23 protein-coding genes are annotated in these 23,273 nt (G+C 67.4%); 11 read left to right on the top strand and 12 right to left on the bottom strand.

What is annotated here, in order from left to right:
* Positions 1-132 precede the first annotated feature (132 nt).
* Positions 133-981 carry an enoyl-ACP reductase FabI gene (fabI, locus tag FZ029_RS29645; protein ID WP_149273449.1) on the bottom strand — a complete coding sequence of 283 codons (849 nt, stop codon included), beginning with the start codon at positions 979-981 and terminating at the stop codon, positions 133-135.
* Positions 982-1,099: 118 nt separating this feature from the next.
* Between fabI and FZ029_RS29640 the strand changes: the two genes are divergently transcribed.
* A complete protein-coding gene (locus tag FZ029_RS29640) occupies positions 1,100-2,476 on the top strand; it encodes a YihY family inner membrane protein (protein ID WP_247892558.1) in 1,377 nt (458 codons plus the stop codon).
* Positions 2,477-2,628: 152 nt separating this feature from the next.
* Here FZ029_RS29640 and FZ029_RS29635 read toward each other — a convergent pair whose 3' ends face one another.
* The gene (locus FZ029_RS29635; RefSeq protein WP_149273445.1) at positions 2,629-3,597 is read right to left on the bottom strand and encodes a J domain-containing protein; all 969 of its coding nucleotides are present in this window, start codon (positions 3,595-3,597) and stop codon (positions 2,629-2,631) included.
* A 64-nt stretch (positions 3,598-3,661) separates the two neighbouring features.
* Positions 3,662-4,135 (bottom strand): RT0821/Lpp0805 family surface protein, encoded by a 474-nt coding sequence (locus FZ029_RS29630; protein WP_109074578.1) that lies wholly within the window; start codon positions 4,133-4,135, stop codon positions 3,662-3,664.
* Positions 4,136-4,333: 198 nt separating this feature from the next.
* On the opposite strand from FZ029_RS29630, the gene pdxH reads away from it, so the two are divergent.
* The 5 genes from pdxH (at position 4,334) to FZ029_RS29605 (ending at position 9,956) form a co-directional block, all read left to right on the top strand.
* Complete coding sequence (gene pdxH, locus FZ029_RS29625; RefSeq protein WP_149273443.1) at positions 4,334-4,957, top strand: pyridoxamine 5'-phosphate oxidase; 624 nt, start codon at positions 4,334-4,336, stop codon at positions 4,955-4,957.
* A 118-nt stretch (positions 4,958-5,075) separates the two neighbouring features.
* Positions 5,076-5,999: a cation diffusion facilitator family transporter gene (locus tag FZ029_RS29620; RefSeq protein WP_149273441.1), complete on the top strand. Its 924-nt coding sequence runs from the start codon at positions 5,076-5,078 to the stop codon at positions 5,997-5,999.
* A 299-nt stretch (positions 6,000-6,298) separates the two neighbouring features.
* Positions 6,299-7,693 carry a methyl-accepting chemotaxis protein gene (locus FZ029_RS29615; protein WP_247892557.1) on the top strand — a complete coding sequence of 465 codons (1,395 nt, stop codon included), beginning with the start codon at positions 6,299-6,301 and terminating at the stop codon, positions 7,691-7,693.
* 147 nt (positions 7,694-7,840) lie between these two features.
* Positions 7,841-8,953: a hydrogenase formation protein HypD gene (gene hypD, locus FZ029_RS29610; protein ID WP_149273439.1), complete on the top strand. Its 1,113-nt coding sequence runs from the start codon at positions 7,841-7,843 to the stop codon at positions 8,951-8,953.
* A gap of 181 nt (positions 8,954-9,134) precedes the next feature.
* Positions 9,135-9,956 carry a universal stress protein gene (locus FZ029_RS29605; protein WP_149273437.1) on the top strand — a complete coding sequence of 274 codons (822 nt, stop codon included), beginning with the start codon at positions 9,135-9,137 and terminating at the stop codon, positions 9,954-9,956.
* 161 nt (positions 9,957-10,117) lie between these two features.
* Here FZ029_RS29605 and FZ029_RS29600 read toward each other — a convergent pair whose 3' ends face one another.
* From FZ029_RS29600 to FZ029_RS29580, 5 genes are all read right to left on the bottom strand, one after another.
* Complete coding sequence (locus FZ029_RS29600) at positions 10,118-11,803, bottom strand: CHASE3 domain-containing protein (RefSeq protein WP_149273435.1); 1,686 nt, start codon at positions 11,801-11,803, stop codon at positions 10,118-10,120.
* A gap of 326 nt (positions 11,804-12,129) precedes the next feature.
* A complete protein-coding gene (locus FZ029_RS29595; RefSeq protein WP_149273433.1) occupies positions 12,130-12,606 on the bottom strand; it encodes a GNAT family N-acetyltransferase in 477 nt (158 codons plus the stop codon).
* A gap of 13 nt (positions 12,607-12,619) precedes the next feature.
* Positions 12,620-13,030 carry a hypothetical protein gene (locus tag FZ029_RS29590; RefSeq protein WP_149273431.1) on the bottom strand — a complete coding sequence of 137 codons (411 nt, stop codon included), beginning with the start codon at positions 13,028-13,030 and terminating at the stop codon, positions 12,620-12,622.
* 39 nt (positions 13,031-13,069) lie between these two features.
* Positions 13,070-13,489, bottom strand: coding sequence for a hypothetical protein (locus FZ029_RS29585; protein ID WP_149273429.1), 420 nt, complete (start codon positions 13,487-13,489; stop codon positions 13,070-13,072).
* Positions 13,490-13,605: 116 nt separating this feature from the next.
* The gene (locus tag FZ029_RS29580) at positions 13,606-14,118 is read right to left on the bottom strand and encodes a ferritin-like domain-containing protein (RefSeq protein WP_149197298.1); all 513 of its coding nucleotides are present in this window, start codon (positions 14,116-14,118) and stop codon (positions 13,606-13,608) included.
* 139 nt (positions 14,119-14,257) lie between these two features.
* Between FZ029_RS29580 and FZ029_RS29575 the strand changes: the two genes are divergently transcribed.
* Together FZ029_RS29575 and FZ029_RS29570 are read left to right on the top strand one after the other, a co-directional pair.
* The gene (locus tag FZ029_RS29575) at positions 14,258-14,542 is read left to right on the top strand and encodes a hypothetical protein (protein WP_149273428.1); all 285 of its coding nucleotides are present in this window, start codon (positions 14,258-14,260) and stop codon (positions 14,540-14,542) included.
* 415 nt (positions 14,543-14,957) lie between these two features.
* A complete protein-coding gene (locus FZ029_RS29570; RefSeq protein WP_247892556.1) occupies positions 14,958-15,416 on the top strand; it encodes a hypothetical protein in 459 nt (152 codons plus the stop codon).
* A 243-nt stretch (positions 15,417-15,659) separates the two neighbouring features.
* Here FZ029_RS29570 and FZ029_RS29565 read toward each other — a convergent pair whose 3' ends face one another.
* Positions 15,660-16,103 (bottom strand): MucR family transcriptional regulator, encoded by a 444-nt coding sequence (locus FZ029_RS29565; protein WP_042701716.1) that lies wholly within the window; start codon positions 16,101-16,103, stop codon positions 15,660-15,662.
* Between the two features lie 559 nt (positions 16,104-16,662).
* On the opposite strand from FZ029_RS29565, the gene rpiB reads away from it, so the two are divergent.
* The 3 genes from rpiB to nrdR all read left to right on the top strand — a co-directional run bounded on the left by rpiB (position 16,663) and on the right by nrdR (position 19,053).
* Positions 16,663-17,100: a ribose 5-phosphate isomerase B gene (gene rpiB / locus FZ029_RS29560; protein ID WP_085088868.1), complete on the top strand. Its 438-nt coding sequence runs from the start codon at positions 16,663-16,665 to the stop codon at positions 17,098-17,100.
* Positions 17,101-17,248: 148 nt separating this feature from the next.
* Positions 17,249-18,550, top strand: coding sequence for a serine hydroxymethyltransferase (gene glyA, locus FZ029_RS29555; protein WP_149197295.1), 1,302 nt, complete (start codon positions 17,249-17,251; stop codon positions 18,548-18,550).
* 35 nt (positions 18,551-18,585) lie between these two features.
* Complete coding sequence (gene nrdR, locus FZ029_RS29550) at positions 18,586-19,053, top strand: transcriptional regulator NrdR (protein WP_014247245.1); 468 nt, start codon at positions 18,586-18,588, stop codon at positions 19,051-19,053.
* A gap of 157 nt (positions 19,054-19,210) precedes the next feature.
* Here the strand turns inward: nrdR and FZ029_RS29545 are convergent, their stop codons facing one another.
* From FZ029_RS29545 to thiL, 3 genes are all read right to left on the bottom strand, one after another.
* Complete coding sequence (locus FZ029_RS29545; protein WP_149273424.1) at positions 19,211-21,313, bottom strand: sodium-translocating pyrophosphatase; 2,103 nt, start codon at positions 21,311-21,313, stop codon at positions 19,211-19,213.
* Positions 21,314-21,557: 244 nt separating this feature from the next.
* Complete coding sequence (locus tag FZ029_RS29540; RefSeq protein WP_149197293.1) at positions 21,558-22,013, bottom strand: hypothetical protein; 456 nt, start codon at positions 22,011-22,013, stop codon at positions 21,558-21,560.
* Positions 22,014-22,104: 91 nt separating this feature from the next.
* Positions 22,105-23,136 (bottom strand): thiamine-phosphate kinase, encoded by a 1,032-nt coding sequence (gene thiL / locus FZ029_RS29535; RefSeq protein WP_149273422.1) that lies wholly within the window; start codon positions 23,134-23,136, stop codon positions 22,105-22,107.
* Positions 23,137-23,273: the final 137 nt, after the last annotated feature.

The raw sequence follows: 23,273 nt of genomic DNA, 5'->3' as shown, positions 1-23,273 counted from the left end.
TATTACCCAAATCCGCGAATATTGCGCAAATCATAAACGCCGTTTTTGCAAACGCAAAGAGGGATCGGCGTACCGATCCCTCTCTTCGTCATGCGATTGCAGGCGTCGGTCTCCGGCTCGACCGACCGGCTTTCAGCCGGCCTTCGGCGTGCCGCCCAGCGAGCCCAGCAGGTTGGCGACCTCGGCCGCCTCGTCCACCGCGACCATGCCGACGGTGTGATAGCCGCTGTCGACATGCATCACCTCGCCGGTGACGCCGCTGCCCAGATCCGACATCAGGAACAGGCCGGCGCCGCCGACCTCCTGGATGGTGACGTTGCGCTTCAGCGGGGCGTTCAGCTCGTTCCACTTCAGGATATAGCGGAAGTCGCCGATACCGCTGGCGGCCAGAGTCTTGATCGGACCGGCGGAGATGGCGTTGACACGGATGTTGCGGCCACCCAGATCGACGGCCAGGTAGCGCACGCTGGCTTCCAGCGCGGCCTTGGCGACGCCCATCACGTTGTAATGGGGCATGACGCGTTCGGCGCCGTAATAGGATAGAGTGAGCAGGCTGCCGCCGTCCTTCATCAGCGGCACGGCGCGCTGCGCCACCGCGGTGAAGGAGTAGCAGGAGATGTCCATGGTGCGCAGGAAGTTGGCCCGCGTGGTATCCAGATACAGCCCGTCCAGCTCGCTCTTGTCGGAAAAGGCGATGGCATGAACCACGAAGTCCAGCCCGCCCCATTCCTTCTCGATGGCGGCGAAGGTCGCGTCGATGCTGCCCTCGTCCGTCACGTCGCAGGGCAGGACGAGCTTGGCGCCGACCTGTTCGGCCAGCGGCTTCACCCGCTTCAGCAGCGCATCGCCCTGATAGGTGAAGGCAAGCTCCGCCCCGTGCTGGGCCAGGGTGGAGGCGATCCCCCAGGCGATCGAACGATCGTTGGCCACGCCCATGATCAGGCCACGCTTGCCGGCCATGAGCGGCATCGGATTGGACATCGGAACCTCGTGAACGACGGATGTGCTGCGGGACGAGCCGCGAAAAGTGGGGCGCATCCTACACGAAAGCGCCCACCGGTCAAACCGACGCGGGTGGTCCCGCCGCAGGAGGCGTCGCATGGCTCACCCTAAGCACGGCGACGGGCGCGAGGAGGAGGAACGCAGCCGCATCCTGACCGGTCTGAGGGAGCTGAGCGGCTTCTTCGGCCATTCGATGCTGCGCTTCTACAACGACAACTGTTTCCAGACCGCGGCGGCGCTGACCTACACCTCGCTGCTGGCCATCGTGCCGATGATGACCATCGGCTTCGCCATCTTCTCCGCCTTTCCGGCGTTCAGCGCGCTGCAGCTGCGGATCCAGACGGCGCTGGTCAAGAATCTGGTGCCGGAGATCGGCGACGCGATCCTGGAATATCTCGGCCGCTTCATGGCGAATGCCGGGCAGATGCCGATCTTCGGCGTGATCGGGCTGGCGGTGTCGGCGGTGCTACTGATCTGGACGATAGAGGGGTCCTTCGCCACCGTCTGGCGCGTGCGCGAGCCGCGATCCTACGTCACCCGCATCCTGTCCTTCTGGGCGGTGGTGTCGCTGACCCCGCTGTTCGCCGGCGCCAGCCTGTCGCTGTCCAGCACGCTGTGGACCGCGCTGGAGGTTGCGCATCTGGAGGGCGTGGTCCATCCGCTGGCGGGAATCGGCATGCTGCTGCCGTTCGGGCTGCAGCTGCTGGGATGCACGCTGCTGTATCTGGTGATCCCGAATCGCGACGTTTTCTGGCTGGACGCGCTGTGCGGCGGCGCCATCGGCTCGATCCTGCTGGAAGGGTCGAAGGCGATCTTCGGCTGGTACATGCGCGAATACCCGGCCTACCAGACCATCTACGGCGCCCTGTCGGTGGTGCCGATCTTCCTGTTCTGGCTCTACATCGCCTGGTCGACGGTGCTGTTCGGCGCGGTGGTCGCGGCGTCATTGCCGGAATGGCGCGCCGGCAAGGTCACCCGCGGCGGCATGGAGGGGCTGTTGCCGGCCCAGCGGCTGGCGCTGGCGCTGGCCGTGCTTCACGAGTTGATGGAGGCGAGCCGGCTGGGCGTCGGCATGCGCCGCCGCACGCTGGTCGGCCGGGTGCCCGTCGGCACGCTGCTGATCGACGGCATCCTGGAACAGCTGCGCGACGCCCATTGGGCGGCCCACACCACCCGCGACGCCTGGGTGGTCACCCGCGACATGGGCGAGGCGACTTTGCTGGAGCTGATGAAGGCGCTGGGCATCGGCATGCGCGGCTCCGTCCACGGGCTGGGCGGGCTGGACCTGCCCTGGCAGGAACGCACCGCCCGCCTGCTGGACGCCGCCGAAGCGCGGCAAAGCGACCTGCTGAACGTGCCGCTGAAGACCCTGCTGAACGACGACCTGCCGCCGGAAGGGCAACCGATGGGGCAGGGTGCCGGGCAAGGGGGCGCCGGGCCGGTGCCGTTGCCATTGCGGGCGGTGAAGAAGTGACGCTGCGGGGTGCCCCCTCCCTAACCCTCCCCCTCTTCGAGGGAGAGGGGACTGCCGCCGCTTCGGCAACTACGTCACGCTGACAAGCAACCTCCCCCCTCCACCGCCGCAGGCGGGGGAGGGATGGGGAGGGGGCCGACAGTCGAGGGCTCTTACTCCAGCCCGGCCTTCTTGCGGACGTCGTAACTGCGGGTCTTGGCCCACTGTTCGACGAACTTGACCAGTTCGGCGTCGGGCGGGTCGGGCAGGACCACCTTCAGCTTCACATACTGGTCGCCCGGCTGCTTGGTGGCCTGGTTCACCACGCCCCTGCCGCGCAGGCGCAGGACCGAACCGGTGTTGGCGCCGGGCGGCACCTTCACCGCCACCTTGCCGCTGATGGTCGGGACATTGACGGTGGCGCCCAGAACCGCTTCGTTCAGGGTGATCGGCACCTCGACATGGATGTCGCTGTCCTGCCGGGTGAAGAAGGGGTGCGATTCGACATGCACCTCGACGATGGCGTCGCCGTTGGGCATGCCGCCCATGCCGGGCAGGCCCTGGCCCTTCAGGCGCAGCTTCGTCTCGTTCTCCGTCCCCGGCGGGATGGCGACGTCGATGCTCTTGCCGTTGGACAGGTTGATCCGGCGCTTCGACCCGTTCGCCGCCTCGACGAAGGGGACGGTGACCGAATAGGAGATGTCGCTGCCCCGCACCCGCGGCCCGGCGGAGCCGCCGGCCCCCGCACCCGCACCGGCCCCTGCACCCGGCCCTCCGGGGCGGCGACGGCCGCCGCCGAACAGGTCGGAGAACCAGTCGTCGCCGCCGCCGAAGAACGTGTCGTCGGCGGTGCTGCTGTAGGCCCGGCCGCGGCTGCCGGAGCGGCCGCGCGAGCCGAAGCCCGCGTGCCGTTCCTGCCCCGACGGGTCGATCTCGCCACGGTCGTAGCGGGCGCGCTTCTCGGCATCCGACAGCAGCGTGTAGGCGGCCGAGATTTCCTTGAACCGCTCCTCGTTGGCGCCGTCGCCCGGCTTCAGGTCCGGGTGATGCTGCTTGGCGAGCTTGCGGTATGCCTTCTTGATGTCGTCGGCACTGGCGGACCGGCTGACGCCGAGAACGCTGTAGGGATCGCGCGTAGCCACGGGCAGAGGGTTCCCGCCCCAGGGGGGCTTAGAGGTTGCGAGTGCGGGGTGCTGGTCGGCGAAGTTACGAGTTACCGATGATCTTCCACGTACCGTCGGCCTGTTTGCAAGCGGTTCCGTACGCCTGCTCCGTCCGGCCCTTCACGACGATGGTCTGCTGGAACTCGCGGCAATAGGTGCCGGCGCTGCTGTAGCCGTCGCGGGTGGTGACGATCGTGCCGGAATTGCCCGACTGCGGGTTGTTCCAGTTGATGCGGTCGCCGACCGGGGCGGCGTAGGCCTGACGGGCCGCGGTCTCGGCATAGCCGGCATCGGCCTTGTCGAGCGAGCTGCCGACCTCCCTGCCGATGAAGGCGCCGAGCAGCGTGCCGACGCCGGTCGCCACCAGCTTGCCGGTTCCGCCGCCGATCTGCGACCCGATCAGGCCGCCGGCGACCGCGCCGCCCGCCGTGCCGATCGTTTCCTTCTGGCCACCCAGCTGGCAGCCGGCCAGCAGGCCGGCGACGATCATGGCCGGAACGACTTTCTTCACGAACATCCTTGCGCCTCGAAAAGGTTGGTTGCCGCGGCACCTTATCGGTGGCTTCGCGGTGGACAGTGATATAAGCGACCCTATGCTTGCTGTGAATTGTGATGAGGCTGTGACCCTTACGCTTTTGCACGGAAGCCCGCCCGCTCCCCTGGCCGCGCACCGCCCGGCCGGCGGCACGGGACCCATCGATACAGGACCACAGGCATGACGGACAGCACCGACCGCGACCCTTACGAACTCTTCGCCGAATGGATGAAGGAGGCGGAGCAGAGCGAACCGAACGATCCCAACGCCATGGCGCTTGCCACCGCCGACGCCAACGGCATCCCGTCGGTGCGGATGGTTCTGCTGAAGGGGATCGATCCGCGCGGTTTCGTCTTCTACACCAACACCGAAAGCCGGAAAGGCACCCAGCTGCTGGCGAATCGGAACGCCGCCCTGTGCTTCCATTGGAAGAGCCTGCGCCGTCAGGTGCGGGTGGAGGGGCCGGTGGAGGTCGTCACCGACGCCGAGGCCGACGCCTATTTCGAAAGCCGGCCGCGCGAAAGCCGCATCGGCGCCTGGGCCTCGCTGCAGTCGCGCCCGCTGGAAGGGCGGTGGGAGCTGGAGAAGCGCGTGGCGCAGTTCGCCGCCAGATACGCCATCGGCACCGTGCCGCGCCCGCCGCACTGGACCGGTTTCCGCGTGCTGCCCTCGCGGATCGAATTCTGGCGCGACCGCCCGTTCCGCCTGCACGACCGGCTGGTTTTCCAGCGCGCCGAGGGCCATCGCGCCGAGGGGACCGACGGCACGCAGACGGGTTGGACCACCGAGCATCTTTATCCCTGATCGGGGCACTGCAGGCGGAAGCCGGCTGTAAGCGACCCGTAAGGATGGGCCGCTACGGTCGCGCGCCGGCCAGCGCGGTCGCGCAAGCGGACGGGGACCCAAGCGGATGGGGGGAGCAGTGAGCGACAGTGCGCAAAACGCGGCATCGGCGGACCGGCTGCGCCGCTATGCCACCTATGCCAGCGTCTCGGTGGCCTCCACCCTGATCGCGGCGAAGCTGGCCGCCTATCTGTTGACCGAATCGGTCAGCATCCTGTCGTCGCTGATCGATTCCTGCACCGACCTGATGGCGTCGGTGGTGACTCTGCTGGGGGTGCGCCATGCCCTGCGCCCGGCCGACGCCCACCACCGCTTCGGGCATGGCAAGGCGGAGGCGCTGGCGGCGCTCGCCCAGGCCGCCTTCATCGGCGGATCGGCCGTGCTGCTGAGCGTCGAGGCGGTGCGGCGAATTATCCGGCCGGAGCCGATCACCGAGGGCACGATGGGCATCGCCGTGATGCTTTTTTCGATCCTGCTGACCGCCGGGCTCATCACCTTCCAGCGCCGGGTGCAGGCGGCCACCGGCTCCGTCGCCATCGGGGCGGACCGGCTGCACTACTCCGGCGACCTGCTGATGAACAGCGCGGTCATCGTCGCCATCCTGCTGACCGAGGCGACCGGGCTGACCGTGGTCGACCCGCTGTTCGGCATCGGCATTTCCCTGTTCCTGCTGAACGGCGCCCGCGGCGTGGCACGCGACGCATTGGACGTGCTGATGGACCGCGAACTGGCCGAGGAGGAGCGCGAGCGCATCGCCGCGCTGGCGCGGGCCGAGCCGGGGGTGCGCGGTCTGCACGACCTGCGCACGCGCAATGCCGGCACCGGCTGTTTCATCGAACTGCATCTGGAGCTGGACGGCGGCATCAGCCTGACCGCCGCGCACGAGGTCGCCGACCGGGTGGAGCGGCGATTGCGCGAGGCCTTCGTCAACGCCGAGGTGATGGTTCACCAGGAGCCGGCCGGGCTGGCCGATGAACGGCTGGATCACCGGATCGCCGGCTGAAAGCTGGGGTTGCGGGGCCGTGGCCCGGAAACCGATGCCCGCAAATCGAGTCCTGGCGATTGACGGTTGTGGGCGGTGCAGCCGGTGATACGGGTCCGTATTGCGGGATAACCCGCATTTCGCATCGAACGAGGGGTATCGCACAATCGCCGGGCGTGCCCTCCCCTTAAGGTATCCTACCAAAGGACAGGGGGGCCGGGCGCTGCCCTGGCACCCCCTTCATTGCGAATCTGTATCAAAAGCGCAATAATAGTACTCGGGAGAAAGCGCTCGGTTATAATTCAGCAAGAATGGTGGATATGATGGATGGTGGCTTTGGGCTTCGTCCGAATCTGATTGCGGACATCGCGCAGGAAGCAGGCAATCTCGGCATCGAGATCGCGGATATCGCCGGCCATATCGAGGATGTGAACGCCCGCGTCACCCACCAGTCGGAGGTGTTCACGCAGCTGCGGGATACCGGTGCCAAGATGTCGCGCAGCACGCAGCGCATCTCGGAGGCGTCGGCAGTCGCACGCTCGGTCACCGAACAGGCGCGGCAGGAGGTCGACAGCTCCCACGACCGGGTGCAGCAGTCGCTGTCCGACATCCATGCGCTGGTGTCGTCGGTGACGGGGATCGAGGGGCAGATCGCCGGGCTGCGCGAGGCGCTGGAGCGCGTCGGCAAGGTCGCCAAGGAGATCTTCACCATCGCCAAGCAGACCAACCTGCTGGCGCTGAACGCCACCATCGAGGCCGCCCGCGCCGGCGAGGCCGGGCGCGGCTTCGCCGTGGTGGCGAACGAGGTGAAGTCGCTGTCCACCAAGACCAGCGAGGCGACGACGGAAATCGACGCGACGCTGAAGGTGCTGAACGAGCAGGCCCAGCGCCTGATGACGGAGAGCGCCGCCAGCGCCGCCAAGGCCCGCGCGGTCAGCGAGGGCACCACCGCCATCGGTACGGTGATCGAGACGGTCGGCCGCGCCATGCGCGAACTGAACGGCGAAACCGACAAGATCGACGCCGCCTCCGCCGAGATCGGCGGCAACTGCGGCGAGCTGGAGCACGAGATCGCTGATCTGGCGGCGGGCGTAAAGCTGTCCAGCGACAATCTGGCGCAGGCGCGCGACCGGGTGAACAATCTGGTCGGCATGAGCGAGCGTCTGATCGGCATCACCGCCGAACTGAACATCGAAACGGTCGACACCCCCTTCATCGCCGCGGTCAAGGACGCCGCCACCAAGGTGTCCGCCGCCTTCGAGGACGCGCTGGCCCGTGGCGACATCAGCGAATCCGACCTGTTCGACCGCAATTACCAACCGGTCGCCGGATCGGACCCGCAGCAGGTGCTGACCCGCTATACCCAGCTGTGCGACCGCGTGCTGCCCGGAATCCAGGAGCCGGTGCTGGCGGCCAACAGCCGCATCGTCTTCTGCGTGGCGATCGACGAGAACGGCTATCTGCCCACCCACAACCGCCAGTTCAGCCAGCCGCAGGGCCGTGACCCGGTCTGGAACGCCGCCAACTGCCGCAACCGCCGCATCTTCAACGACCGCGTCGGCCTGGCCGCCGGGCGCAACACCAAGCCCTTCCTGCTGCAGACCTACCGGCGCGACATGGGCGGCGGGAAATACACCCTGATGAAGGACGTCTCCGCCCCCGTCATGGTCCGCGGCCGCCATTGGGGCGGGCTGCGGCTGGCCTACAAGGTGTGAGGTAGCGGCAAGCGCGGGGCCAAGCGCGGGGCCAAGCACATGGCCGAGCGCATGGCCGAGCGCATGGATTGTCGAACTTCCCTCTTGATCCGTATCAACGCATACGATCAGCCTTGCAGGTGAAATGGCGGGGCAGAGGGAGCGACCATGAAATATGTCGATGAGTTCCGCGATCCGGTGCTTGCCCGCAACGTCGCCGCCGCCATCGCGCGGGAGGTGCGGTCAGACCGCTCCTATCACCTGATGGAGTTCTGCGGCGGCCATACCCACGCCATCTCCCGCTATGGCATTCCCGACCTGCTTCCCGACAATGTGCGCATGATCCATGGGCCGGGCTGCCCGGTCTGCGTGCTGCCGGTCGGGCGGATCGACGACGCCATCGCGCTGGCCCGCCGGCCGGAGGTGACGCTGTGCACCTATGGCGACGTCATGCGGGTGCCGGGGTCCGGGCGGCTCAGCCTGCTGAAGGCCAAGGCGCAGGGCGCCGACGTGCGCATGGTGGTGTCGGCCGACGCCGCGGTCCGCATCGCCGCGGAGAATCCGGACCGGCAGGTGGTGTTCTTCGCCATCGGCTTCGAGACGACGACCCCGCCCACCGCGCTGGCGGTGCGGGCGGCGGCGGCACAGGGGCTGTCCAACTTCTCCGTCTTCTGCAACCATGTGCTCACCCCCTCGGCCATCCAGGGCATCATGGCGGGAGCGAACGAGGGGCTGTCGCTGGACGGGTTCGTCGGGCCGGCCCATGTCTCCGTCGTCATCGGGTCGGACTCCTATGCCCCGGCTGCAACGGATTACGGCAAGCCGGTGGTGATCTCCGGATTCGAGCCGCTGGACGTGCTGCAGTCGATCCTGATGCTTGTCCGCCAGATCAACGACGGGCGGGCGGAGGTCGAGAACCAGTATACCCGCGCCGTCACCGCCGACGGCAACCGCAAGGCCCAGGCGCTGGTGCTGGAGATCTTCGAGACCCGGCCGTCTTTCGAATGGCGCGGCCTGGGCAGCATCCCGCACAGCGGGCTGAAGCTGCGCGAGGCCTATGCCGCCTTCGATGCCGAGCGGCGCTTTCCCATCGCCGGGGCCAGCGTGCCCGACCACAAGGGCTGCGATTGCGGCGCCATCCTGCGCGGCGTGAAGCGGCCGATCGACTGCAAGCTGTTCGACACCGTCTGCACCCCGGAAAACCCGATGGGGTCCTGCATGGTCTCGGCCGAAGGCGCCTGCGCGGCGCACTACACCTATGGACGGTTCCGCGACGCCTGACCCGCTCCGGGCGGTGCGTCTCAGCCATTGCGACCTTTCACCGCAGGCTGGACGAAGGCTGCTGGACGAACGCCGCCCGGTTAAACATGATGCATATGAAACAATCCGTTGGGCCGGCCAGTGGCTCCGCGGAAAACGGCAGACGTCGCAAGACTTCGCATTACATACCGGGAGGACCCGCATGACCTACAAGCACATCCTCGTCCATCTCGACAGCAGCCCGCATGTCGAGGCGCGACTCGACGCCGCCATCGCACTGGCCCAGAGCCACGGCGCCTTCCTGCGCGGCCTGTTCGCTCAGGGCGACCGCAACGCCTCCAGCGTCATCGCCCGCCGGTCCAGCGACCATCTGGTCGACGCGGCGGCGCGCAGCGAGGCGCTGTTCAACGAAAAGCTCGCCGCGTCCGGCCTGCAGGGCCATTGGCACGGGCTGACCCACGGCGAATACAACCACGTGATCCGCGAGGTCATCATCTGGTCGCGCTTCGCCGACCTGACGGTGCTGGGCCAGTATGACCGCGAGGCCGGATCGCAGGCCGCGCCGGAGGAACTGAACGAGCAGGTGGTGCTGAACTCCGGCCGCCCGGTGCTGGTCGTGCCGTATGCCGGCCGCTTCCCGGTGATCGGCAAGCGCGTCGCCGTCGCCTGGAATGCCGAGCGCGAGGCCGCCCGCGCCCTGTCCGACGCCATGCCGATGCTGGAGAAGGCCGCCGAGGTGACGGTCATCACCGTGCTGACCCAGGCCTCGAACGCGGCGCCGGAAGCGCCGCGGGTCGGGCTGCTCGACCATCTCGCCTTCCACGGCGTGAAGGCGGAGCAGACCCACTTCACGGTCAACGACATCGGCGCGATGGACGCCCTGCTGGCCCGTGCCATGGACACCGGCGCCGACCTGCTGGTGATGGGCGCCCATGGCCATTACGGCTTCCCGTTCCTGCATCGCGGCAGCGGGACGCGCCACGTGCTGCGCACCTGCCCGGTGCCGCTGCTGCTGTCGCACTGAGCGGGAGTGGGGGAGTTTTGCCCCCTCCCTAACCCTCCCCCGCTTCGCGGGAGAGGGGACTTCCGCCGCTCCGCTGTGAAACTCCCGCGAGCGTCCTGCCCCCTCTCCCGCGCAGCGGGGGAGGGATGGGGAGGGGGCAACACGGCGCCCCCAAACACCACTCACGCCGACTTCACCCCGCTCAGGAAGCTCTCCACCTCCTGACGCAGGCGGGTCGATTCGGTGCTGAGGTGGTCGGCGACGTTGCGGACCTCGCCGGCGGCGCGGCCGGTGTCGCCGGCGGCGCGGGTGACGCCGACGATGTTGCTGGTCACCTGTTGCGTGCCCTGGGCCGCTTCCTGGACGTTGCGGCTGATCTCCTGGGTCGCCGCACTCTGCTGTTCCACCGCCGAGGCGATGGTCGCGGAAATCTGGCTGATCTCCGTGATGATGCGGCCGATCTCCTCGATGGCGGAAACCGCCTCGCGGGTCGCGCCCTGGATGGTGGCGATCTGGCCGGTGATGTCCTCCGTGGCCTTCGCCGTCTGGTTGGCCAGGCTCTTCACCTCGCTCGCCACCACCGCGAAGCCCTTGCCCGCCTCCCCGGCGCGGGCCGCCTCGATCGTGGCGTTGAGCGCCAGCAGGTTGGTCTGCGCCGCGATGTTGTTGATGAGGTCCACCACCTCGCCGATCTTCTGCGCGCCGTCGGCAAGGCCGGAGACGACGCCGTTGGCCCGGCTGGCGCCGCTGACCGCCTGTTCGGCAACGCGGGTCGACTGAGAGACCTGACGGCCGATCTCGGCGATCGAGGAGGAGAGTTCCTCGGCCGCGGCAGCGACGGTCTGGACGTTGGCGGAGGCCTGCTCGGCGGCCGAGGCCACCGTGGTGCTCTGGCGGTTGGTCTCGTCGGCGGTGCCGGTCAGCATGCCGGCCGACTGCTGCATCTGGGTCGCCGCTCCCGACAGGCTCTGCACCACCGCGGTCACATTGCCCTCGAAGGCGCGCATCAACTCCTCCAGCCGGGCGGTGCGGCGGGCCTTGGCCTCTTCCTCGGCGCGCTGGGCGGAGGCGAGGCGGTCGGCCTCGATGGCGTTGCGCTTGAAGACGTCCACCGCTTCGGCCATGGCGCCGACCTCGTCCTTGCGGCCGACGCCGGGCACCTCGACCGCCCGCTCACCGCCGGCCAGACGGCCCATGGCGGCGGTCATGGCGACGATGGGCGAGGCGATGGCCCCGCGCAGCACCATCCCGGCGGCCACCGCGACCAGGACGGAAGCCAGCGCGCCGACGATGGCGGTGAGATAGCCGGTGGAGAAGGCGGCCTTCTGCTCGTCCTTGCGCAGGGTCAGAAGCGCGCGCTCCGCGTCCTCGATCTGCGCGACCAACGCGCGGACATGGTCCATCGAGGCCTTGCCCAGCGCCTTCGCCTCCATCGCGCGGGCTTCCTCGCGCGATTCGGCCTTTGACATCAGGGCGATTTCCTTTTCGGCCACGGTCTGGCGCCAGGTGGCGGCATGTTTGCGCAGTTCCTCCAACCGGGCCTGCTGCTGCGGATTGTCGGCGGTCAGCGACCTCACCTCCGCCAGGGCGCGGTCGAACGCCTGCTCACCCCGACGGTAGGGCTCCAGGAAAGCCTGATCACCGCTGACCAGATAGCCGCGCACTCCGGTCTCCTGGTCGACCATCGCCGCCAGCGCCGCGTCGGTGGTCTGGATCACGCGGTAGGTGTGGATCGTCCAGTCGATGGAGGATTGGATGGACGACAGCGTGGCATAATTGGCAAAGCTGATCGCGCCGATGATGACGATCAGCGCGGCGAACGCCGTCAGCAGCTTTCCGCCGATTCGGAGATTGGTGAACCAGGACATTTCTTGCGCCTCATGTGACCGGACGGGCTTGTGATTCGGGCGGACAGTCGCCTTGCCTCGCGGAGTCGCATCCGATTGGGTGAGCGTCTAACCCGTTCGAACGCGCCACCTGATACGGCAGGAAAAACGATTCCGATCATCGAAAATTTTACGTATGACGAAATCTTCTGTCTGTCACATAAGGCCTATACCCGCCTTGCAAACAAAGCGTTAACGCCCCGGCGATGTTCTACCGAAGGTAACTGTCCTGCGCGCCGTCATTGCCGCCGCGCGCATGCGGCAGGGTGACGCACCAACCTATGGGGATCGGATGGCCGATTTGGCGGTCAGCGACGAAGCCGCATGTCGATGTGGGGAATGCCGAAGTCGTCGTAGGGTTCGGTGACGGGCACGAAGCCGAAGCTGCCGTAAAAGCGTTCCAGATAAAGCTGTGCGCCGATCAGCACATCGCGGCCGGGCCAGCGTTCCGCCAGCACCGCCAGAGATTCCGCGACCAATGCCCGCCCCAGCCCGGTGGAGCGTTGCGACCGGTCGACCGCCAGCCGGCCGAAGGAGACCGTCGCTTCCGGACCTTCGGAATCGGGACCCTCGCGGTCCGGGCCGAGGCAGCGGGCACAGCCGACGATGGCGCCGGCGCCGTCCGCCGCGATCAGATGAAGCGCTCCGGGGTCGCGGCCGTCGATGTCGGGATAGGGGCAGGACTGCTCGACGACGAACACACGGCTGCGCAGCGCCAGCAGGTCGTGCAGTTCGGTCAGCGACAGGGCGTCGAAGGCGACGCGGCGGATCGATGGGGCGGACATTCCGGCGGACTGCTCAGGCAATCGCGTTGCGGATCATGTAGTCGGCGATGTCCTTGGGCTTGACCTTGACCTCGGTCAGCGGCTCGTCGGCGGTCATCGCCTTGGCGACCAGCAGGCTGTTCTGCACGTTGGTCAGGGTGATGCGGTAGACGCCGGCCGCCCCCTTCAGGCGCGGGTAATAGGTGGGGTCGATCACCTTCTCGCGCCGGCCGAGCCGGGCCAGCGCGCTGTCCTCGTCCAGATCGTCGACCTGTTTGGAATGGACGAGCTTCCAGTCGGATTCGCCACCCCAGCCGGCGGCGACGGCGGCCTTCACCGCGGCTTCGTCCTCCGCAATGCCCAGCTTGTAGATGTGCTTACCCTGTCCGACGTCGGACGCCCATTTGGTCAGGGCGGCGCTGCGCGCGACATAGACGACGGGCATGACGATTCGATCCTCCCGGCACAGGCTGTTGGAGTTGCGTTATTGCAGCGACGATTGGCGCGCGATGGGCGTGATCAGGATGCGGCTGACGACGTCCTTGCCGAACATGGCGATGACCGATTCGTCGATCCGGCGGCGCAGGGCGGGGACGTTCGCGATGTTGCCGCGGACGATCCATCCCTCGTCCACGCCCTTGTAGATGGCGGTCAGGATGGCGTCGTGCAGGCGGGGGATGCTCAACTGCACCTCGCCCAGCCTCAGCGCGTCGCCGATTTCCAGGTTCACTTCGACCTGGGTGTATTTCTCGATCCGGCCGGCATTCACCACCGGGACCATCAGCGGCTTGATCCGCACCGACGGGGGCAGGGCGCCCGGCGCACCTTCGTTCGCGGCGGCCGGCAGTGCCGACGTCAAGGTCAGGACCAGGGCAAGGCAGAGGGCAGGCAGAAAGCCGCGCATGGCAGAACACCGCGAAGGACCGGATGGCAGGGATGCTACCGGTCCGACGCGGCGGTTGCAACCGCAGCCCGGGTCTTTTGCCGACCCGGGGGCGATTGGTCACGGTTCGGCTGGGATCAGGCGGCCTTCTTGCCGCTGGCGGCGATCGCCTTCTTGTTCACGTCGCCGATGGCCAGCTTGTTGAGCAGCATGTCGGTGTCCTTTTCCTCCTGCAGCGTCTCGTTCAGCAGTTGCGCGACCTTGTCGAGGCCGCAGGCGGTGGCATAGGCGTGGAGCGTGCCGTAGCTGGCGATCTCGTAATGCTCCACCTTCTGGGCGGCGGCGATCAGGGCGGCGTCCTGAACCTCCGGCGCCAGACCCATTTCGAGGATCTCCTGTGCCTCGCTGATCAGCCCCTCCATCGCGTCGCAATGCTTGCCGCGGGGACGGGTGTCCATTTCCTCGAACACCTGCTGCAGCCGTTCGATCTGGCCGTTGGTCTGTTCCAGATGGGTCTCGAAGGCCTTGCGCAGCTGGTCGGAGCTGGCGGCCCTCGCCATCTTGGGCAGGGCCTTCGCGATCTGCTTCTCGGCGTGGTAGATGTCGCGAAGATCCTCGATCAGGAGATCCTGCATCGTCTTGGCGGCCATTATGATGGTCCTTCCTCGCTGTGGGTTTTGGCGGAGCGGGGCTCCTGCGCGCCGAATGGCAGCGGGAACAACAGCGGCGGCCACCGGGCGTTGCGGTCTCGAACGGGGATTGGCTTTCGGATAGGGGAGGGGACGGATCATGACGGCAGCGGGCGGCGACGGCGAGGTGCTGTTCGAATTCCAGCGGGTCGGCAGCTATCTGAGGGTCACCGCCATCGACGCGAAGACCGGCGTCGAGGTGACCGTGGCCGGCCCGGCGACCGGCAGCCAGGAATTGCTGAAGCGGACGGCGATCAACAAGCTGCGCTTCGTCCAGACCAAGAGCGCGGACAACAGAGGTGCTTCCGGGGGCGGTCCTTCGGGGAGCGGTTCGGGCGGGGGACCGGCGAAGCCGGCGCCGAAGGGGCGTGGCGGCCTTTACTGACCGGCCGCCATCGGCCGGTCGCCGGGGCCTGCCAAAGAAAACGCGCCGCCGGACGGGGCCGGGCGGCGCGGATCGAAGTCTGGCTTTTGCTGATGGTGAGCGCCGGCATGCCTCCGCCGGCAACCCCGCATGGGACATGGTCGCAATGGACATGGCCGCAATCCGGATCGCCGGTCGTAGAGCGAACCGCTCGACCCAGACAGTAGACCTATGCCTGCCCGTTGGCACTGGCGCAGGGGGTGTAACGCTTGTAGAACCGCGCATCTCTGAACGAATGGCGCATAGAAAAGGCCCTTCTTCCACGCCGTCCGGGCGGGTAAGCGGAGAAAGGGTCCGGCCGTTGTCCGGCCGGCTTTCGCACAGAGGAACGAAACACCAGGGGAACGAGGCAATGGTTGGTGTGAGGGCGGTTCGTGTGACGGCTTTCCTGCGCGTGTCGGTGATGTCGGCGCTTCTGACGGCAACCGCCCTGGCGGCGGCCCTGCCGGTGCTGACCATGGCGCGGACGGCAACCGCCGCGACCTCGCAGAAGCCGGGCCACGGGACGCAGGAACATGGCGGCCGGTCTGCCGCCCCCGCTGCACCGTCACCGGGCGCTCAGGCCGGCGGAGCGGCAACGACGGTGCCCCAGCCCACCACTCCGGCGGCGGGCTGTCTGAAGCCGGGCGTGCCGATGTGCATGGACGACCAGTCCACCTTCCTCAGCGCCGACAAGATGTCGTCCTGCCAGGGCGAGGTGAAGGAGTATGTCGACAAGTCGATGGCCTATCTGACCTGCCTGAACGAAGAGAATGTGGCGACAGGGCGGGAACTGAGCCGCAATGTCGACCGGTTCAACTGCCGCCTGTCGGGCCGGAAGGGCTGCGCCAACTGAGGCTGCGCCAATCGGGCTATGGCCGCCGGGAGGCGGCTGGGCCGTCGCGATGCCGGCGGTGGCCGGTTCGCCGTAACTGGCCCGCCGTAACTGACCCGCCGCAACTGGCGGGGGCGACCGGCTTGCGTCTCGTCAACCAATCCGACGGCTTCGCCGTCATTCCGACCGCTTTGCCATCGTTCTGACATGCACACGGGCCGGATCCCATGGGACCGGCCCGCGTTGCATACGGACTTTACACGATCAACCGGCCTTGCGGCGGGTCTGGCGGCCGGAGCTGCGGCCGAGGCCGATGCGCTTGGCGAATTCCGAACGCTGCGCCGCGTAGTTCGGCGCGACCATCGGATAGTCGGGCGGAAGTCCCCAACGGGACCGATACTCGTCCGGCGACATGTTGTAGGTCGAGCGAAGGTGCCGCTTCAGCATCTTCAGCTTCTTCCCGTCTTCCAGGCAGACGATGTATTCGGGCGTCACCGATTTGCGAATCGGAACGGCAGGCTTCAGCGGTTCCGCCGCGACCTCGCGAGGCTGACCATTCAGGCCAGTCAGCGACGAGTAGACCGTATTGATCACATCGGGGATTTGCTGAGCAGGCAACACGTTCTTGCTGACATACGCCGATACGATGTCGGCGGTCATCCGCAGCAGCGCATTGTCCGGTACATCGGCGCGAAGCTGGTCGCTCATTGCACTGTGTCCTGGTTTTTCATTTGTCCGTACGAACCAAGTTGCATACCGTGATTTGGGTGTCAATATAATTTCGGCAAGCTCCAAATTAGTTGCTCTTGGCTGCCAGAACAAAGGAGCGCGGTGCAAATCAGCCTTCGCTGAAAATCGTTGCGCGGTTGTGGCTGTGCGGCGGCTTTAGCGGCGGTCTAGTAAGCAGGGGCTTGTGATTTTCCGCCGAGTCCGCCGCGGCAATTGGGCGTTTTCCCGCTCCTATAACGAATCGGCTATCTCCCTTGTTTCGGCTTCTCGGCAACGCAGAGGTGAAAACCGTCTCCAAACCTTCGCGGTGTCGGGGTGCCCCGGTTCGGTGCAGGCGGGGAACCGCGAAGGAGGGTCTTCAGGCAAGGCGTCGCCAGCCGAGGACGGGCCGGCCCCGGGTTTAGCTATGCATCCACGTCATGGTGTGGCAGTGGCGGTCTGCACCGACATCTGGTAGGGTGCGGGCGTCTTTCGCCGCATTGCCGGCGCTGTCGTCGCTTGTGCATCCGTTACCGCACGCACCGGAGTTTCCGCCGTCATGACCGTCCGCACCGTGGCACTCGCTTCCGATCACGCCGGCTATGAGCTGAAGGCCCAGATCGCCCGGCAACTCGAGGACGCCGGCTACACCGTCCTCGACCTCGGTACCGACGGGCCGGCCTCGGTCGATTACCCGGATTTCGCCGCGGCGCTCGCCGCCGCCGTCACCGACGGCCGGGCGCAGCGCGGCGTGCTGATCTGCGGCAGCGGCATCGGCATCAGCATCGCCGCCAACCGCCACCCCGGCATCCGTGCCGCCCTGGTCCATGACGTCACCACCGCGCGCCTGTCGCGCGAGCACAACGACGCCAACGTGATCGCGCTCGGCGCCCGCGTCATCGGCCCGGAGATCGCCAAGGATTGCGTCGACGTCTTCCTGAAGACCGGTTTCGAGGGTGGGGAGCGTCACAGCCGCCGCATCGCCAAGATGGGCTGAGCGCGCCGTCGCGCCGCCTTTTCCAGGCCCCTTATTTGGCCGCCAAGGCCCGCAACCGGGACGCGACAGAACCCGGAAAGACCCAACGGAAGCCGCCTGACCGGGCGTCCGGCCGGCTTCGCGCCCTTCGATCGAGGAACCTTCCGCCATGACCAGCAGCAACACCGCCGAGATCGGCCGCTTCTTCGCCGCCTCGCTCGCCGAGACCGATCCCGAACTGGCCCGCGCGGTGCGCGACGAGCTGGTCCGCCAGCAGGAGCAGATCGAACTGATCGCGTCCGAGAACATCGTCTCGCAGGCGGTGCTGGAGGCGCAGGGCTCGGTCCTGACCAACAAGTATGCCGAAGGCTATCCGGGCAAGCGTTACTATGGCGGCTGCGAGTTCGTAGACATCGCCGAGAACCTGGCGATCGAGCGCGCCTGCAAGCTGTTCGGCTGCGATTTCGCCAACGTGCAGCCCAACTCCGGCTCCCAGGCCAACCAGGCGGTGATGCTGGCCCTGCTGCAGCCCGGCGACTGCGTGCTGGGCATGTCGCTGGCCGCCGGCGGCCACCTGACCCATGGCGCCGCCCCCAACATGTCGGGCAAGTGGTTCAAGGCCGTGCAGTACGGCGTTCGCAAGGACGACCACCTGATCGACTTCGATCAGGTCGAGGCGCTGGCCCGCGAACACAAGCCGAAGCTGATCATCGCCGGCGGCTCGGCCTATCCACGCGTTCTGGATTACCAGCGCTTCCGCGCCATCGCGGACGAGGTCGGCGCCTACCTGATGGTGGACATCGCCCACTATGCCGGCCTGATCGCCGGCGGCGTCTATCCGAACCCGTTCCCTTATGCCGACGTGGCGACCACCACCACCCACAAGACCCTGCGCGGCCCGCGCGGCGGCATGGTGCTGACCAACAGCGAAGAGATCGCCAAGAAGATCAACTCGGCGGTGTTCCCCGGCCTGCAGGGCGGCCCGCTGATGCATGTCATCGCCGCCAAGGCCGTCGCCTTCGCCGAGGCGCTGCGTCCGGAGTTCAAGACCTACGCCCAGGCGGTGGTCGACAACGCCCAGGTGCTGGCCAAGACGCTGATTGGCGGCGGGCTGGACATCGTGTCGGGCGGCACCGACAGCCACATCGTGCTGGTCGACCTGCGTCCGAAGAACCTGACCGGCAAGGCGGCGGAAGCCAGCCTGGAGCATGCCGGCATGACCTGCAACAAGAACGGCGTGCCGTTCGACCCGCAGAAGCCGATGATCACCTCCGGCGTCCGTCTGGGCAGCCCGGCGGCGACCACCCGCGGCTTCGGCACCGCCGAGTTCAAACAGGTCGGCGAGATGATCGTCGAGACGCTGGACGGGCTGGCCGCCAGCAACTCCGGCGACAACACGGCGGTCGAGGCCGCGATGCGCGAACGGGTGCGCGGCCTGTGCCGTCAGTTCCCGATCTATCCCACTCTCTAAGGCCCGACTCTCTGATCCGATAAGGTGATCGACAGATGCGCTGCCCGTTCTGCGGAAACGAGGATACCCAGGTCAAGGACTCGCGCCCGACCGAAGACAACTCGGCAATCCGCCGGCGGCGCTTCTGTCCCAGTTGCAGCGCCCGCTTCACCACCTTCGAACGCGTCCAGCTGCGCGAGTTGACGGTGGTGAAGAGCAACGGCCAGCGCGAACCCTTCGACCGCGAGAAGCTGTTGCGGTCGATGAAGATCGCGCTGCGCAAGCGCCCGATCGACGCCGACCGCATCGACCGGGTGGTGAACAGCATGGTCCGCCAGCTGGAATCCTCCGGCGAGAGCGAAATTCCGTCGAAGCAGATCGGCGAGAAGATCATGGAGGCGCTGCAGACGATGGATCAGGTGGCGTACATCCGCTACGCCTCGGTCTACAAGGACTTCCGCGAAGCGTCAGACTTCAACGAGTTCGTGGAGCAGCTGGCTCCGGAAGCGTCGCCGGGAATGTGAGGTGTGGAGAGGGGACGTGCCGGTGCCCCCTCCCTAACCCTCCCCCGCTTCGCGGGAGAGGGGACTGCCGCTATTCCGACACTTAACCCCCTCTCCCGCGAAGCGGGGGAGGGTCGGGGAGGGGGCAAACGACGATGCCCACATCCGCACCGACCCTTCACCCGAACTGCGCCAGGATGGCCAGCAGCAGGATCGCCACGATGTTGGTGATCTTGATCATCGGGTTCACCGCCGGGCCGGCGGTGTCCTTGTAGGGATCACCGACGGTATCGCCGGTCACCGCCGCCTTGTGGGCGTCGGAGCCTTTGCCGCCGTGGTTGCCCTCCTCGATGTATTTCTTGGCGTTGTCCCAGGCGCCGCCGCCCGACGTCATCGAAATGGCGACGAAGATGCCGGTGACGATGGTGCCAAGCAGCATGGCGCCCAGCGCCGCGAAGCCGGCCGCCTGACCGCCGATGGCGGAAATGACGAAATACAGAACCACCGGGGCCAACACCGGCAACAGCGAGGGGATCACCATCTCCTTGATCGCCGCCTTGGTCAGCATGTCCACCGCACGGCCGTAATCGGGCTTGGCGGTGCCCTCCATGATGCCGGGGATTTCGCGGAACTGGCGCCGCACCTCCACCACCACCGATCCGGCGGCGCGGCCGACGGCGGTCATGCCCATGGCGCCGAACAGGTAGGGCAGCAGACCGCCCACCAGCAGCCCGACGACGACATAGGGGTCGTTCAGCCGGAACTCCACCGGGATGTTCGGGAAGTAATGGCCAAGGTCCTGGACATAGGCGGCGAAGAGGACCAGGGCGGCCAGACCGGCGGAGCCGATGGCATAGCCCTTGGTCACCGCCTTGGTGGTGTTGCCGACGGCGTCCAGCGCGTCGGTGGTGACGCGGATGTTGGCGGGCATGTCCGACATCTCGGCGATGCCGCCGGCATTGTCGGTGACCGGCCCGTAGGCGTCGAGCGCCACCACCATGCCGGCCAGCGCCAGCATCGTCGTCGCGGCGACGCCGATGCCGAAGACGCCGGCCTGCCCATGGGCGATCAGGATGCCGGCGCAGATGACGATCACCGGCAGGGCGGTCGATTCCATCGACACGGCAAGTCCCTGGATGACGTTGGTGCCGTGCCCGGTCTCCGACGCCTTGGCGACGCTGCGCACCGGGCGGTAGGCGGTCGAGGTGTAGTACTCGGTGATCCAGACCAAGAGGCCGGTGACGCCCAGCCCGACCAGGGCCGAGACGAACAGGTTGAAGCCGGTGATCGTCATGCCGTCGGTCATCGGGATGGCGCGGGTGAAGCCGAACAGGATCGCGGTGACGATCAGGATCAGCACCAGCGACAGCCCCGCCGCGACGGCCAGCCCCTTGTAGAGCGCCTTCATGATGGCGTTGTCGGCGCCGAGCTTCACCGCGAAGGTGCCGGCGACCGAGGCCAGGATGCACACCGCGCCGATCAGCAGCGGATAGACCAGCATCAGCCGCAACACGCCGCCGGTAAAGAAAATCGCCGCCAACAGCATGGTGGCGACGATGGTGACGGCGTAGGTTTCGAACAGGTCGGCGGCCATACCGGCACAGTCGCCGACATTGTCGCCGACATTGTCCGCGATGACCGCCGGGTTGCGCGGGTCGTCCTCCGGAATGCCGGCCTCCACCTTGCCGACCAGATCGGCGCCGACATCGGCCCCCTTGGTGAAGATGCCGCCGCCCAGCCGGGCGAAGATGGAGATCAGCGACGCGCCGAAGCTGAGCGCCACCAGCGCCTCCAGCACGGTGCGGACCTCGACCGGGTCGTTGACGTGGTAGACCAGCGTCAGGATGCCGAAATAGCCGCCGACGCCCAGCAGCCCCAATCCGACCACCAGCATGCCGGTGATCGCCCCCGATTTGAAGGCGATGTCGAGCGCGGGAGCCAGCCCGCGAGTCGCCGCCTCCGCCGTGCGGACATTGGCACGGACCGAGACGTTCATGCCGATATAGCCGGCGCTGCCCGACAGGACGGCGCCGATCAGGAATCCCAGGGCCACCGGAAAGCCCAGCGTCACCCACAAAATCAGCAGCAGGACGACGCCGGCGATGGCGATGGTGGTGTATTGGCGGTTCAGATAGGCGCGCGCCCCTTCCTGCACCGCGGCGGCGATGGCCTGCATCCGGTCGGACCCCGGCGAGGCGGCCATGACTTCTTTTCCGGTACGAAAACCGTAGGCCAGCGCGAGCAGGCCGGCGGCGATGATGACGATGAACGCTAGAGCCATCGCATCCCCCGATTGCTTTTAAGGACGCGCCCCGGAAAGGCTGGTCCCACCACGCGGATAAGTGGGGGAGAAGTCGGGCGCAAGTATTTTCACGAAAAGCATGCGCCCGGTCCCGCCGCTTTGCAACCGCCGCACGGGTCGACGCGACGCGGCGAAATGGCCGAGGGTGATCCTGACCTTTATGGGTAGTACAGGGCTTCTGCACCGCAAAATGGGTGCAAATGGCGGGTGTTGTGCGGTGCGGTCAGAGATTGCGTTGCGTAACCGCCTGAACCAGCACGTCATAGACCGCGTCCTTGCCCACCACTTTGACGGCGGCCTCCTTCAATTTCGCCTTTACGGCAGGAATATTGACCAAAGCACCGTTCAGGATCGACTTGTCGGCGACGCCGCCGTAGAGCGCGGTGAGGAATGCGTCGGTCAGGCGTGGCTGGTTGGCCTGGACCATCGGCTGCTGTTCAAGAATCACCTCGACCGCCACCACCACGGTGACGAATTGCTCGACTCGGGACGGGCCGATCATCGGCACCACCAGCGGGGGCAAGCGGACGAAGGCGGTGGGCGGCTTGGGCGGCGGCTCGACCTTCTTCGGTTCTTCCGGGTGCGGGGTGAAGTACTTCTGATAGACGAACCAGCCGCCGAAGCTGGCGCCGCCCAGCAGCACGATGCCGAGAACGAGGACGATCAAAGCCTTGACCACGGCAGCACACCTTACGCAGACGAAAGTTCGCCGAACCCTGCGCCGGGGATGCTTTCGATTGTCTTAAATGCGGGAAATCTGATGCGGCGGGTCAGAAATGGTCCCAGCCCCGCCGGGCCAGCGGCAGGGGCGCGCTGGAGGCATCCAGCACGGCGACCTCACCGGGAGTGCCGGGGCGGAGTTCGCCGATTTCGGTGATTGCGACGCCGCGCGCGGCCGCCAGGGAAGCCAGGGCGTCGCGGGCCGAGGACGGGGCGGTGAACAGAAGCTCGTAATCGTCGCCGCCGGTGATGGCCAGCGCCAGCCGGACCGGATCGCCGTCGATGGCGCCGCGCGCCGCATCCGACAGCGGCACCGCATCGGCCCGCAGCAGGGCGGCGCAGCCGGATTCCTCGCTGAGATGGCCGAGATCGGCGACGAGACCGTCCGACACGTCCATCGCACCGCTCGCCAGCCCGATCAACCGCGGCCCGACGCTCATGCGCGGGTCCGGCCGGCGCATCCGGCGCAGCAGATGGGCGCGGGTCTCCTCGTCCGGGACATCAAGGCGGCCGTAAGCGATCTCCAGCCCCAGGGCCGCATCGCCGATGCTGCCGGTGACGAAGACGCGGTCGCCCGGCTGTCCGCCCCAGCGCGGCAGGGCGCGGCCGGTGGGGACCAGCCCGAAGGCGGTCACCGACAGGGTGATCGGGCCGCTGGTGGAGACCGAATCGCCGCCGGCCAGCGCGATGCCGAACAGGTGCTGCTCCTCGCCCAAGCCGGCGGCGAAGCCCTCCAGCCAGGATTCGTCCAGGCCGCGGGGCAGGGCGGTCACCAGCGTATAGGCCAGCGGCTCCGCCCCCATGGCGGCGAGGTCGGACAGGTTGCTGCGCATCAGCTTTGCGGCGACGTCGGCCGGCGCGTCGTCGGGGAAGAAATGCACCCCGGCCACCATGGCGTCGGTGGTGACCACCAGTTCCCGCCCCTCCGGCACCCCGAACACGGCGGCATCGTCGCGCAGACCACGGGCGCCGGGGAACCCGGCGGCCAGCGGCTTGAAGTAGCGGGCGATGCGGCCGAACTCGCCGAGGGGGGGATTCCCCCTCTCCCCCCCGGGGAGAGGGTCGGGGTGAGGGGGATGCAAAGGGTGGATTCTTGTAACAGTCACGCGGTGCACCGCCCCCCCCCCCCCCCCCCCCCCCCCCCGGGGGGGGGGGGGCTGGGGGACAGCCTTCTCCACCCCCGCACGGGCAGCACGGCGGGCACCCTGGGGCGGGCCCA

Origin of the sequence: Azospirillum sp. Sh1 (assembly GCF_008365135.1) — a bacterium.
In the GTDB taxonomy this organism is placed as follows: Bacteria; Pseudomonadota; Alphaproteobacteria; order Azospirillales; family Azospirillaceae; genus Azospirillum; species Azospirillum oryzae.
The sequence above is the reverse complement of the archived record's forward strand: the minus strand, read 5'-3'. Positions and strand labels throughout refer to the sequence as shown.